Origin of the sequence: Zobellella iuensis (assembly GCF_016746085.1) — a bacterium.
Taxonomy (GTDB): domain Bacteria; phylum Pseudomonadota; class Gammaproteobacteria; order Enterobacterales; family Aeromonadaceae; genus Oceanimonas; species Oceanimonas iuensis.
This window is the reverse complement of the sequence record NZ_JAERTZ010000032.1, coordinates 1-12,785: the sequence shown is the minus strand read 5'-3', so window position 1 is coordinate 12,785 and position 12,785 is coordinate 1. Positions and strand designations below refer to the sequence as shown.

Below are 12,785 nucleotides of genomic sequence, written 5' to 3'. Positions count from 1 at the left end.
AAACCGGAAACCGGCCATCACCGGCTACGGGGGCACTCGGTCATCGGCTGCCGCACAGCGTTGAACCGGACCGAAACTATCCATAACAGAGCAAAATATCAACAACCTTTGGTTATAAGAGCTGCCCGTTGTGCGCGAGCAGCGGCCTCTGCTGCCCGGCGACGAAAGGAGGGTTAAGGGAACGATCGAACTGATATATGTCGTCCCGGAAACGGGGCAGCCCATCCGGCCCCAGCCAGCCGGGCCAGTACACCATGAACACCGGCAGGGGTTTGTTCACCCTGAGCCAGCGGGTATGCCGGCTCGACTTCAGATCGGCCAGCCGCGCCGGACTCCACTGTTCACTCAACAGCCAGAGCGCCAGTTGCTCGGCTTCTTCCACCCGTACGCAGCCCGAGCTCAGGGCCCGGCTGTCACGGCTGAACAGGCCGCGGGACGGCGTATCGTGCAGGTAGATGGCGTCATTATTGGGCAGATGGAACTTGTAGGCACCCAGCGCATTGCGACTGCCGGGTCGCTGCCGCAGACGGTAAGGAAAACCGCCCTCCTCATACAAGCGTGCCTGCCATTCCTCCCTGGGCACCACACGTTCTCCGGCATCCAGCACTTCGAAGTCTTCCCGTTCGATGTAGTCGGGATCCTGGTACAACCGGGGCAGTATGTCCTTGGTCAGGATGGAACGCGGTACATGCCAAGGAGGGTTGACCACCACATTGGTGATCTCGCTGGCCATGATCGGGGTCTTGCGGCTGTCTTTTCCTACTATGACGTCGCTTTCCAGCACCATGGCCTGATCCTGATAGAGCCGCAGCCGGTATTCGGGGATGTTCACCAGCAGATAAGCCGACGGCAGGGTATCGCCGATCAGGGTACGCAGCATGCTGCGCATCAGCAGCTGGGCCCGAGTCAGGGGTGGAGCGTCCAGCCAGGCATAGGTATGGGGCCCAATCACCCCGTCTACCTGCAGACCGTGACGCAGCTGAAACTGCCGCACCCCCTGTTCAAGCCGGCTGTCGTAGTAAGACGGATCCGTCTCGGCCTCCGCCGCTGACAGATCTCCCAGCAACTGCAAGCGCTCCCGTACCCGGGACACCGCCTTGGCCCTCTCGCCGGGCCTGAGCGTAGTGGTCCTGAGAGCCGGCCAGGGCTGCTCGGCCAGGCTTAACAGTCGTGCCAACTGCTGCTGTAACTGATCATGGTTCGCATAACCAGGTACCAGACGCTGTACCAACTGGTGACGACTGCCCTGTTGCGTTGCCTGTTGCAACGCCGCCTGGTCTTCCGCACTGAACACCAGGGCCGAGCGGCGGACTTGCAGATGCTGACGTTCGACGAAAGAGAGCGAGGACCATTGTCGCCAGAAGGTGCTCAGCCCCAGTAACAACCGGTCATCGGCCTGATCGGACGCGGTGTCGGCCGACGTCGCCTGTTGCCACCACAGGGTCAGTTCCGGGTGTACATCCGCCAGCGCCAGCTCCAGCCCCAATTGGTGCAGCTGCAACCGGGCCGCGGGCTCCTCCTGCCAGGAAGCGACAGCCCCACCCATGTTCAGACAAAGTAACAACCACAGCCCAGCGGCTGCACGGCACCTGTTCATCTTCCTTCCCTAACCCGTATTCAGAATCTACTATCTATTGGGCCCTGCTACAGGTGACCCGATCCCATGCCGGCGGCATTCACCCCGCTAGTGCCTTGATAACAGAGTTGCGGCCAAAGCACCATAGCCGGGGGACAGATAAGCCCAGGGATAAAGGAATATCATTTTATCATTTAATAACATATTGTTATAACAAATCGTCACTTCTCATTCCGCAAAGAATGGTTAAGCTGATGGTGTAAACGTATTTTTGGTGACACTGAACCTTAGGGATAGCCACAATGAGCAAGATTTTTGAAGATAACTCGCTGACCATTGGTCGCACTCCTCTGGTAAAACTGAACCGGGTCAGCAAGGGCCGGGTTTTTGCCAAGGTAGAAAGTCGTAACCCCAGTTTCAGCGTCAAATGTCGTATCGGCGCCAACATGATTTGGGACGCCGAAAAACGCGGTGAGTTGGTCCCCGGCAAAGAGCTGATTGAACCGACCAGCGGCAATACCGGTATTGCCCTGGCCTTTGTAGCGGCTTCCCGTGGCTATCCGATCACCCTGACCATGCCCAACACCATGAGCCTGGAGCGTCGCCAGCTGCTGAAGGCCCTGGGGGCCAACCTGGTGCTGACCGAAGGGGCCAAGGGCATGAAGGGCGCCATTGAGAAAGCCATGGAGCTCAAAGAGTCGGCCCCGGACAAATTCGTGCTGCTGCAGCAGTTCAACAACCCGGCCAACCCGGAAATCCACGAGAAAACCACAGGTCCCGAGCTTTGGGAAGACACGGATGGCAACATCGATGTTTTCGTGGCCGGCGTGGGCACCGGCGGTACCATTACCGGCGTATCCCGCTACATCAAGCACACCAAGGGCAAGGCCATCACCTCGGTTGCCGTTGAACCGGTAGAATCACCGGTGATCACCCAGGCCATGGCCGGTGAAGAGATCAAGCCGGGCCCCCATAAAATTCAGGGGATCGGTGCCGGCTTCATTCCTGGCAACCTGGATCTGTCCCTGGTAGACCGGGTCGAGCGCGTCACCAGCGAAGACGCCATCGAGATGGCCCGCCGTCTGATGAAGGATGAAGGCATCCTTGCCGGGATCAGCTCCGGCGCCGCCGTGGTGGCCGCCAACCGCCTTGCCGAGCTGCCCGAGTTTGCCGACAAGAACATAGTGGTGATCCTGCCCAGTTCCGGCGAACGTTATCTCAGCAGTGCCCTGTTCCAGGGCATCTTCAGCGAGCAAGAACTGCAACAGTAACAACTAGGGCGCCGAATGGCGCCCTTTTGCTCCCCATGATCGTGGAATTACCACAAAAAACCCTCCTTTTGACCCAGCGCATGGGCGGCAACGACAGCATCGTTATCATGGGCATCACTGGTTCCCTTGCCTACACTAGTGACAGCCTTATGCCCGGCCAGACATTTTTGGACACGTTTGCCTCTTTATCTTGGGAAAGTCCGTCTGTTATTATTACGCGTTAAATAACTCCAGGAGCTGAATACTATGGGTCTGTTCGATAAACTGAAAAGAATGGTATCTGACGATACTAGCGACACCAGCGGTATCGAAATCTTTGCTCCCCTGTCCGGGGAAATCGTCGCCATCGAGGACGTGCCTGATGTGGTGTTTGCCGAGAAGATCGTCGGCGACGGCATCGCCATCAAGCCCAGCGGCAACAAGATGGTCGCGCCCTGCGACGGCACTATTGGTAAAATCTTTGAAACCAACCACGCTTTTTCCATCGAATCCGATTCCGGCCTGGAACTGTTCGTGCACTTCGGCATTGATACCGTTGAGCTCAAGGGCGAAGGTTTTACCCGTATTGCCCAGGAAGGCCAGCAGGTGAAGAAGGGCGACACCGTGATCGAATTCGACCTGGCCCTGCTGGAAGCCAAGGCCAAGTCCACCCTGACTCCCGTGGTCATTTCCAATATGGACGAAGTCAAAGAGCTCAGCAAGCTGAGCGGCGCCGTCACCCTGGCCCAGGACCTGGTGCTGCGTGTTAAAAAATAACACCATTTTTCTGTAATAAGGCGCCGATAGGCGCCTTTTTTATCGGCACGAATTAAAGGGAAGCCACCATGTTCAACTGGTTGAAAAAACTGGGCAAAGCGACCACGGCAGACGCCTCCGCCCGTTTTGAACCCGTGTCCTACCAAGGGTTCGACATCTATCCCGAACCCAAGGCGGAAAGCGGCCAGTACCGCTTGCAGGGCCGTATAGTGCAGCTCAAGGACGGCACCCGGCGGGAATACCTGTTAATCCGCTCGGATGTGTTGCCGTCTGCCGAGCAGGCCGCCGAGCTGATGGTCGCCAAAGCCAAGCGGGTGATCGACGAAAACGGTGAGCAGCTGTTTGACTGACTGGCCCCGCTGGCGCCGGCACCTGCAGCAGATCGGTGAGCGTCGGCTGCTGATACTGAGCGGTAGCGAAGCCTGGGCCATGGCCCGGGCCGTCACCCTCGGTGGAGAGAACCGGCTCTGGGTAGGACAGGCTCCGCCCGGTCTCGAGAGCCAGGCCGCCGGCAAGATCCAGCGCTGCCTGGGCCGGGAATACGATACCCTGGTGTACAACGCCTACAGCGGCCTGCACCCGGATGCCTTCGGCGCCCTGCTGGGCACGGTCACCGCCGGCGGTCTGGTTCTCTTGCTATGTCCTCCCCTGGCCGACTGGCCCGGCTACGCAGATCCCGATCTGGCCCGCTACGTGGCCCAGCCCGAGCAGGCCGCCGGGCTGGAAAGCCGCTTTATCCGCCGTTTCGTGTCCTTGTTGCGGCAGGATCCCCAGGTACTGCTGTGGCAGCAAGGCTCCCGCCCCCCCGCCTTGCCCGCCCTGCCCGATACCCCCTGGCAGCGCCGGCGTGACCGCCATGGCTGCCTGAACCAGGAACAACGCCAGGCCCTGGCCAGGGTACTGCGGGCCGCACGCCGCCGCCAGCCCCTGGTGCTGACCGCCGATCGCGGCCGGGGCAAGTCCAGCCTGCTGGGGCTGGCCGCCGCCCGCCTGCTGGATGCCGGTTACAGGGTACTGTTGACCGCGCCCAGCCCGGCCGCCACGGCCCGCGCCCTGGAGCACAGCAGCCAGCGCCTGTCTTTTATTGCGCCGGATGCCCTGCTGGCCCGGCTCCCACCGGCGGATCTGTTGCTGGTCGACGAAGCGGCGGCCATACCGACTCCCATGCTGCTGAACCTGGCCCGGCGTTACTGCTGTATCTTTGCCAGTACCGAGCACGGCTACGAAGGCACCGGCCTCGGCTTCCAGCTCAAATTCCAGCCGGCCCTGGCCCGGCTGGCCCCCAACTGGCAGAAGTATCACCTTGACACCCCCGCCCGCTGGAGCCCGCGGGATCCGCTGGAGCCACTGGTGTTCCGGCTGCTGGCGCTGGATGCCGACCCGCCGGCGCCGCCGGTTGGGGGCGTCCTGAACTTTCGTTATGTCTGCCGGCAGCAGCTGGAAGACGACGACCTCCTGCTGCAGCAGGTATTCGGTCTGCTGACTCTCGCTCATTACCAGACCCGGCCGAGCGATCTGCGCCAATTGCTGGATGCCCCCGGGCTGACGCTGGCCCTGGCCTGTCGGGAGCAGACCCCGGTAGCGGCGGCCCTGCTGGTACGGGAAGGGAAGCTTGACCCTGCGCTCGGCCAGGCGGTCTGGCGCGGGCAACGCCGCCCCCGGGGCCACCTGCTGCCTCAATCCCTGGCCTTCCATGGCGGTTTCAGGGAAGCGGGTGACTTCAGTTACCGGCGCATCATGCGCATCGTGGTGCACCCTCACTGCCAGCAGCAGGGCATCGGCTCACGGCTGTTGAGCTGGCTCAAACAGCAGGGCGGTGCCGACTTTCTCGGCACCAGCTTCGGCGCCAGCCCCGATCTGCTGCGCTTCTGGCAACACAACGATTTTCGTGCGGTGCGCGTCGGCCTCGTCGCCGATACGGTCAGCGGCCTGCACGCCGCCATGATGCTGTGGCCATGCTCACGCCCGGCGCATCGAGTCTTGCCCGCCTGGAGGGGACAGTTCAGCGCCAACCTGGCCTACTATCGTGAAGGGCTGCTGCAGGCGTTACCGGAAGCCTGGTGGCAAAGCCTGCAGTTGTGCCCGCCTTTGCCGATGCCGGCGCTGGATACCGCCATCGCCTGGGGCTTTGCTTTTGCCCAGCGGGACCTGATGGCCGATCAGGCGGTGCTGGCCCGCGTTGCGCTCGCGGCCACGCCCTTGACTCCGCTCGACGGGAAACAGCAGGCCCTGCTGCACGCCCTGCTCAGTCCCGGTGCCACGCCGGTAGGGGTGGCAGCAGATTATGGCCTGCCCGGCCAGAAAGCGGCGGTACGGCAGTTGCGTACCATCATCCAGCATTTCTTCCCCTGCCCCCATACCCCCTGCCCGGATTGTTAATATCGGGTAAACGGCGCTAGGCTATACAAGAAAATTTTGTCTATTCAATTACCTTCTTTCAAGGAGCCTGACAGATGGAACCGATCACCGAGCTGCTGTCCTCGATTAACAGCGTGGTATGGGGGGTGCCCATGCTGGTGGGGATCCTGGGCATCGGCCTGTATCTGCAATTCGGGCTCGGCTTTATGCCCATCCGCAAACTGGGTACGGGTTTTCGCTTGCTGTTTACCAAAAGCGAGCGCGGCAGCGGTGAAATATCGCCTTTCAACGCCCTGATGACGGCCCTTTCCGCCACCATAGGCACGGGGAATATCGCCGGGGTCGCCACCGCCATCTTCTTCGGCGGCCCCGGCGCCCTGTTCTGGATGTGGATGACGGCCCTGGTGGGCATGGCCACCAAGTATTCCGAGGCGGTCTGCGCCGTGAACTTCCGGGAAACCGATAAACTCGGCAACCATGTCGGTGGTCCCATGTACTACATCAAGAATGGCCTGGGGGCCAAGTGGGCATGGCTGGGCGTGGCCTTCGCCATCTTCGGCGGCATCGCCGGCTTCGGCATCGGCAACACGGTGCAGGCCAACTCGGTCGCCGATGCGCTGCGAGCCTCCTTCGGCATCTCTACCCTCACCACCGGAGTGGTACTGATGGTACTGGTCGGAGCCGTGCTGATCGGCGGCATTCGCTGGATTTCCGAGGTGGCCGGCAAGCTGGTCCCCTTGATGACGCTGTCTTACTTTACCGCCGGGCTGGTGGTACTGGCCTTGAATATCACCGCCATTCCCGCCGCCTTTGGCTTGATCATCGAACACGCTTTCAGCCCTATCGCCGCCCAGGGCGGTTTTGCCGGTGCCGCGGTGTGGGCCGCCATCCGCTTCGGGGTGGCCCGGGGGGTGTTTTCCAATGAGGCCGGCCTGGGCAGTGCCCCCATCGCCCACGCCGCAGCCAGGACCGACAGCCCGGTGCGCCAGGGGCTGATTGCCATGCTCGGTACCTTCATCGATACCATCATCGTCTGCTCCATCACCGGCCTGGCAATTATTGTCACCGGCAGCTGGACCAGCGGTGAAGCCGGCGCCTCGCTTACCACCCTGGCCTTTTCCAGCGCCATCCCCGGCGGTCAATATATCGTCGCTATCGCCCTGGCCGTTTTCGCCTTTACCACCATCCTCGGCTGGAGTTTCTACGGTGAGAAATGCGTGCAATATCTATTCGGCATCAAGGCCATAGTCCCCTTCCGTGTCGCCTGGATACTGGCGCTGCCCGTTGGCGCCACCCAATCGCTGGAGTTTATCTGGCTGCTGGCCGACACGCTCAACGCCATGATGGCCATTCCCAACCTGATCGCCCTGGCCTTGCTGAGCCCGGTGGTATTCCGGCTGACCAAGAGCTACTTTGCCAAGTCATGAGATTCTGGCTCTTTTGCCGGCATTGCCCCCTACAGCAATGCCGGCTCCGGCTGATATACTGGCCCCAGCCAATCATCAGGACCAGACGATATGCATTCATATCCCAGCTATTCCGCTCACGCCATCGCCGAGCTTCGCAAACACCATCCCCTGCTCGGCCCCTTGATGGCGATGCAGCCGTTCAGCTGGTTCAATCCCGAGCGGGCTCCGGTGGAGCTGGCATTACCGGCCGTCGGCCTGACCGCCGGCGACGTGGCCGATGCCAGCCGGCGGCTGGCACGTTTCTCCCGCTATTTCTGCGCCGCCTTTCCCGCCACCCGGGAACAACAGGGCATCATCGAATCCCCCTTGCGCCCCATCCCCAGCATGCAGCGGGCCCTGGGCGAACACTACGGCCAGCCGCTCACCGGCAGCCTGTGGCTGAAAATGGACAGTCACCTGCCCATTTCCGGCTCCATCAAGGCCCGGGGCGGCATCTATGAAGTGCTGCAGCATGCGGAGAAACTGGCGCTCAAGGCCGGCCTGCTGCACCTGGACGACGACTATGCCAAGCTGCACAGCGAGGCCTTCCGCCAGTTCTTCGGCCGTCATTCCATCGCCGTCGGCTCCACCGGCAACCTGGGGCTGTCCATCGGCATCATCGGCGCCCGGCTGGGATTCAGGGTCAGCGTGCACATGTCGGCCGATGCCCGCCAGTGGAAGAAAGATCTGCTGCGCAGCCAGGGCGTCACTGTGGTTGAGTACGACAGCGACTACTCGGTGGCGGTGGCGCAAGGGCGGCTCGAAGCGGAAAAGGATCCGCTTTGCCACTTCGTGGATGATGAAAACTCGGTGCAGCTGTTCCTCGGCTACGCCGTGGCCGGAGAGCGGCTCAAGGCCCAGCTGGAACAGCAACAGATCAAGGTGGACAAGGAACACCCGCTGTTCGTGTACTTGCCCTGCGGGGTCGGCGGTGGCCCCGGCGGGGTGGCGTTCGGCCTCAAGCTGGCCTTCGGCGATGCCGTGCACTGCATCTTCGCCGAACCCACCCACTCGCCCTGCATGCTGCTGGGCGTCTACACCGGGCTGCATGATCATATCTCGGTACAGGATCTGGGTATCGACAACCTCACCGCCGCCGACGGCCTGGCGGTCGGTCGCCCCTCGGGCTTTGTGGGACGGACCATGGCCCCCATGCTCGACGGCTTCTATACCCTGAGCGATCAAGAGATGCTGTGCTTACTGGGCCTGCTGGCCGGAACGGAAGGCATACGTCTCGAACCCTCGGCCCTGGCGGGCATGCCCGGGCCGCTGCGGGTGCAGACCGAGACCGAAGGCTACCGTCAGCGACTGGGGCTGACCCCGGCCCGCCTGGCCCGCGCCCATCATCTGGTCTGGGCTACCGGTGGCGGCATGGTGCCGGAACAGGAAATGGAACAGTATCTGGCCCTGGCCGCTTCAGCCAAACCAGCCACGGTTTAGACTGTCCTTGCACTGCCAGTACTGCCCGGCATAGCGCTGGGCACGGGCCTCGACCTTGCGCGAGGTATTCAGCAGCCAGCCCTTGCGCTGGTGGCTGCCACGCCGGTATCCCCCCCATCCCTCGTGATAATTGAGGTACTGGCCGTAGGCATCCCACTTGGAAACGCCGTTGATGGTGCTGGTTTTATGCATGTACCAGCCCATGAAATCGAGGGCGTCGTCGAAATTGGTTCGGCTGGCCCAGCGGCTGCCGGCTTCCCGCTGGTAGTCGGCCCAGGTCGCCTTCTTGGCCTGGGCATAGCCGTAGGCGTCGGAAGCCCGGCCGTAGGGGATGAACAGGAAATAGCGCATCGGCGGTCGGGCATCATGGCGAAAGGAACTCTCCTGATACATCATCGCCATGGTGACATGCACCGGCGCACCCCACTTTTCCCGCGCCTTGTTGGCGGACTTGTGCCAGCCCTTGTGCTGCTCGAAAATAGCGCAGATATTCTCGGGATTACGCGGCGGCGCGGCGGCACAGCCCGCCAGGAATGTCGCCGCCAACAGCATCAGCCACTTGCCGTTATCTTGCCATCTCACCTTCATCTGCCCGCGATAAGCTGTTCTGTATGAGAACCATAGTGCCTGTTCCCGCGGGCTAATGCCAGCTCACAGGCCTCCGCCGGCTTCAGGGAGAGTCAATTAAATTTTTAATCACAAGAGATGCATAACTATTTTTTGTCACCCGACCGCATAGGGATTAGAATTGGTAGCGGCCAAGACGCCGCACCGCCACCACATTCAGACGCTCAACCAAAGGAAACCTGATGCGCTTTTACTTTCCTATCGTCATCATCGATGAAGACTTCCGTTCCGAGAACACCAGTGGCTCGGGTATCCGTGAGCTGGCTTCCGCCATCGAGAAGGCCGGCATGGATGTGGTGGGCTATACCAGTTATGGCGACCTGACCTCCTTCGCCCAACAGCAGAGCCGGGCTGCCGGCTTTGTATTGTCCATCGATGATGAAGAGCTTGGCGGCAGCCGGGAAGAAGCCCATTCGGTGCTGGAACAACTGCGCCGGTTCGTGGAACAAATCCGCCACCGCAACCCGGATATCCCCATTTATCTTTACGGCGAAACCCGTACCGCCCGGCACATCCCCAACGCCATACTGCGCGAGCTGCATGGCTTTATTCACATGCACGAAGACACTCCCGATTTCGTGGCCCGGCACATTATCCGCGAGGCCAAAAGCTATCTGGACTCCCTGGCGCCCCCCTTCTTCCGCGCCCTGACCCATTACGCCCAGGACGGCTCCTACTCCTGGCACTGCCCCGGCCATTCCGGCGGCGTTGCCTTCCTGAAATCACCGGTGGGCCAGATGTTCCACCAGTTCTTCGGTGAGAACATGCTGCGCGCCGATGTCTGCAATTCGGTGGACGAGCTGGGCCAGCTACTCGACCACACCGGCCCGGTGGCCGCGTCCGAACGTAACGCCGCCCGTATCTTCAACGCCGATCACCTGTTCTTCGTCACCAACGGTACCTCCACCTCCAACAAGATAGTATGGAACTCCACCGTGGCCCCCGGCGACATCGTGGTGGTCGACCGAAACTGCCATAAATCCATACTGCATGCCATCATGATGACCGGTGCCGTGCCGGTGTTCCTGATGCCGACCCGCAACCACTACGGTATTATCGGCCCCATCCCCCGCAGCGAATTCGAGCCGGAACGCATCCGTGAAAAAATGCAGGCCAACCCCTTCTGCCGCGAGATCCTGGCCAAGAACCCGGACGTCAAACCCCGGGTGCTGACCATCACCCAGTCCACCTACGACGGCATCCTCTATAACGTGGAGGAAATCAAGAACCTGCTCGACGGAGAAATCGAAACCCTGCACTTCGACGAAGCCTGGCTGCCCCATGCCGCCTTCCACGACTTCTACGGCGACTATCACGCCATCGGCGAGGGCCGGCCGCGTTGCAAGGACTCCATGGTGTTCTCCACCCAGTCCACCCACAAGCTGCTGGCCGGCCTGTCCCAGGCTTCCCAGATCCTGGTGCAGGACGGCGAGGCCAACAAGCTCGACCGCCATCTGTTCAACGAAGCCTACCTGATGCACACTTCCACCAGCCCGCAGTACGCCATTATCGCCTCCTGCGACGTGGCCGCGGCCATGATGGAAGAGCCGGGCGGCACCGCCCTGGTGGAAGAGTCCCTGGCGGAAGCCCTGGAATTCCGCCGCGCCATGCGCAAGGTGGATGACGAATACGGCGACGACTGGTGGTTCACCGTCTGGGGACCGGACGATCTCACCGACGACGGCCTGGACGAACGGGATGCCTGGATGCTGCAGGCCGACGCCGGCTGGCACGGCTTCGGCGACATCGAGCCCGGCTTCAACCTGCTCGACCCCATCAAAGCCACCATACTGACCCCGGGCCTGAACATGAAAGGCGACTTTGCCGCCAGCGGTATTCCGGCGGTGGTGGTCACCAAGTACCTGGCCGAGCACGGTATCGTCATCGAGAAAACCGGGCTCTACTCCTTCTTCATCATGTTCACCATCGGCATCACCAAGGGCCGCTGGAACACCATGGTGACCGAGCTGCAACAGTTCAAGGACGACTACGACAACAACGTGCCGCTGTGGAAGGTGCTGCCGGAATTCGTGCAGAGCCATCCCCGCTACGAGCGGGTAGGATTGAAGGATCTGTGCGATCAGATCCACCAGATCTACAAGGAAAACGACGTGGCCAAGCTGACCACCGAAATGTACCTGTCGGATCTGGTACCGGCCATGAAGCCGGCGGATGCCTTTGCCAAAATGGCGCACAAGGAAATCGAACGGGTGCCGCTGGATGAACTGACCGGCCGAACCACGGCGGTGATGGTCGCTCCCTACCCGCCGGGTATTCCGCTGTTGATCCCGGGGGAGGTATTCAACGACATCATCGTCAACTACCTCAAATTCGCCCGGGACTTCAACCAGCGCTTCCCCGGCTTCGAAACCTATATCCACGGCCTGGTGGCCGAGGATCACCAGGGCGAAACCCGCTATTTCGTGGACTGCGTGGCCAAGTAACTTCCCTCGCCGCCCCCCAGCCGGGGCGGCTCCTTATAACAGACCGGCTACGATTCCGTCAGTCTGCGCCCCTCCCAGCGAACATCGACAGGCTCCAGAGCAGCCGACCGCCGCAGGGCCATGCTTTCCACAACCACCGTGGACACAGCGTTCGGTGTCCTCCTGTTGGCCAGAAGCAAGCTTGGTATCCAGTTCAACCGGGCCAAAACCACCGCCCAGCCTGTATGCTCGACGACGGCATCCTTGCCATCGACGGTTGGCTTAGACAACAGCCCGCCCCTCTTAACTGTCCAGCATTAACCCGAAATAACGCAGCCGAAAACAAGAAAACCACCCGAAGGTGGCTTTCTGTATGAGATGGCGCAGTGGCAAAGACATCGCCTTTGCAGCAAAGGCGCAGCGCGCCGACATCATCCAGCCGTCCGGCGTAGCCAATACGAAAAAACCCCAGCATCTCTGCTGGGGTTTTGAATGATGGCGGAGCGGACGGGGCTCGAACCCGCGACCCCCGGCGTGACAGGCCGGTATTCTAACCAACTGAACTACCGCTCCGCAAAAGCGTCTTAGTCAGTAACTAATTGGGTGCCTGGCAGTGACCTACTTTCACATGGCAGCTGCCACACTATCATCGGCGCGGGTGCGTTTCACTTCTGAGTTCGGCATGGAGTCAGGTGGGACCACAACGCTATCGCCGCCAGGCATAAACTTGAATCCGGAAAAGCTCTCTTCGATGAAGTTGTTCTCAATACTGCAAGCGCTCACACTTCTTGGGTGTTGTATGGTTAAGCCGCACGGGTCATTAGTACAGGTTAGCTCAACGCGTCACCGCGCTTACACACCCTGCCTATCTACGTCTTAGTCTCAA

General features: G+C 61.2%; 10 protein-coding genes, 1 tRNA gene and 2 rRNA genes. 8 read left to right on the top strand and 5 right to left on the bottom strand.

Annotated elements, in window-relative coordinates; translation table 11 throughout:
* Window positions 1–112: 112 nt before the first annotated feature.
* Window positions 113–1,501: a L,D-transpeptidase family protein gene (locus JKV55_RS17715; protein ID WP_237332984.1), complete on the bottom strand. Its 1,389-nt coding sequence runs from the start codon at window positions 1,499–1,501 to the stop codon at window positions 113–115.
* 377 nt (window positions 1,502–1,878) lie between these two features.
* On the opposite strand from JKV55_RS17715, the gene cysK reads away from it, so the two are divergent.
* From cysK to dsdA, 6 genes are all read left to right on the top strand, one after another.
* Entirely contained in the window at window positions 1,879–2,847 is a 969-nt protein-coding gene (gene cysK / locus JKV55_RS17710) for a cysteine synthase A (RefSeq protein WP_202088198.1), read from the top strand.
* A gap of 246 nt (window positions 2,848–3,093) precedes the next feature.
* Entirely contained in the window at window positions 3,094–3,603 is a 510-nt protein-coding gene (gene crr / locus JKV55_RS17705; protein ID WP_202088197.1) for a PTS glucose transporter subunit IIA, read from the top strand.
* A gap of 68 nt (window positions 3,604–3,671) precedes the next feature.
* On the top strand, window positions 3,672–3,953 hold the full coding sequence (locus tag JKV55_RS17700) for an HlyU family transcriptional regulator (RefSeq protein ID WP_202088196.1): 282 nt from the start codon (window positions 3,672–3,674) through the stop codon (window positions 3,951–3,953).
* Entirely contained in the window at window positions 3,946–5,982 is a 2,037-nt protein-coding gene (locus tag JKV55_RS17695) for a tRNA(Met) cytidine acetyltransferase TmcA (RefSeq protein WP_202088195.1), read from the top strand. The genes JKV55_RS17700 and JKV55_RS17695 overlap by 8 nt, the downstream gene beginning before the upstream one ends.
* A gap of 74 nt (window positions 5,983–6,056) precedes the next feature.
* Window positions 6,057–7,388 (top strand): alanine/glycine:cation symporter family protein, encoded by a 1,332-nt coding sequence (locus tag JKV55_RS17690; protein ID WP_202088194.1) that lies wholly within the window; start codon window positions 6,057–6,059, stop codon window positions 7,386–7,388.
* 90 nt (window positions 7,389–7,478) lie between these two features.
* Window positions 7,479–8,849 (top strand): D-serine ammonia-lyase, encoded by a 1,371-nt coding sequence (gene dsdA, locus JKV55_RS17685; RefSeq protein WP_202088193.1) that lies wholly within the window; start codon window positions 7,479–7,481, stop codon window positions 8,847–8,849.
* On the opposite strand, the gene JKV55_RS17680 is transcribed toward dsdA, so the two are convergent.
* Window positions 8,826–9,401 (bottom strand): transglycosylase SLT domain-containing protein, encoded by a 576-nt coding sequence (locus JKV55_RS17680; RefSeq protein WP_237332991.1) that lies wholly within the window; start codon window positions 9,399–9,401, stop codon window positions 8,826–8,828. The two genes, dsdA and JKV55_RS17680, sit on opposite strands and share 24 nt — an antisense overlap.
* A 257-nt stretch (window positions 9,402–9,658) precedes the next feature.
* Between JKV55_RS17680 and JKV55_RS17675 the strand changes: the two genes are divergently transcribed.
* Window positions 9,659–11,920: an arginine/lysine/ornithine decarboxylase gene (locus JKV55_RS17675; RefSeq protein ID WP_202088191.1), complete on the top strand. Its 2,262-nt coding sequence runs from the start codon at window positions 9,659–9,661 to the stop codon at window positions 11,918–11,920.
* Window positions 11,921–12,272: 352 nt separating this feature from the next.
* The gene (locus JKV55_RS20125) at window positions 12,273–12,395 is read left to right on the top strand and encodes a hypothetical protein (RefSeq protein ID WP_255511317.1); all 123 of its coding nucleotides are present in this window, start codon (window positions 12,273–12,275) and stop codon (window positions 12,393–12,395) included.
* Here JKV55_RS20125 and JKV55_RS17670 read toward each other — a convergent pair.
* The 3 genes from JKV55_RS17670 to JKV55_RS17660 form a co-directional block, all read right to left on the bottom strand.
* Window positions 12,396–12,472 (bottom strand) — tRNA-Asp (locus JKV55_RS17670).
* A gap of 32 nt (window positions 12,473–12,504) precedes the next feature.
* Window positions 12,505–12,619: ribosomal RNA gene (gene rrf, locus JKV55_RS17665) — 5S ribosomal RNA — on the bottom strand.
* A gap of 79 nt (window positions 12,620–12,698) precedes the next feature.
* A 23S ribosomal RNA gene (locus JKV55_RS17660) occupies window positions 12,699–12,785 on the bottom strand; the annotation flags it as partial.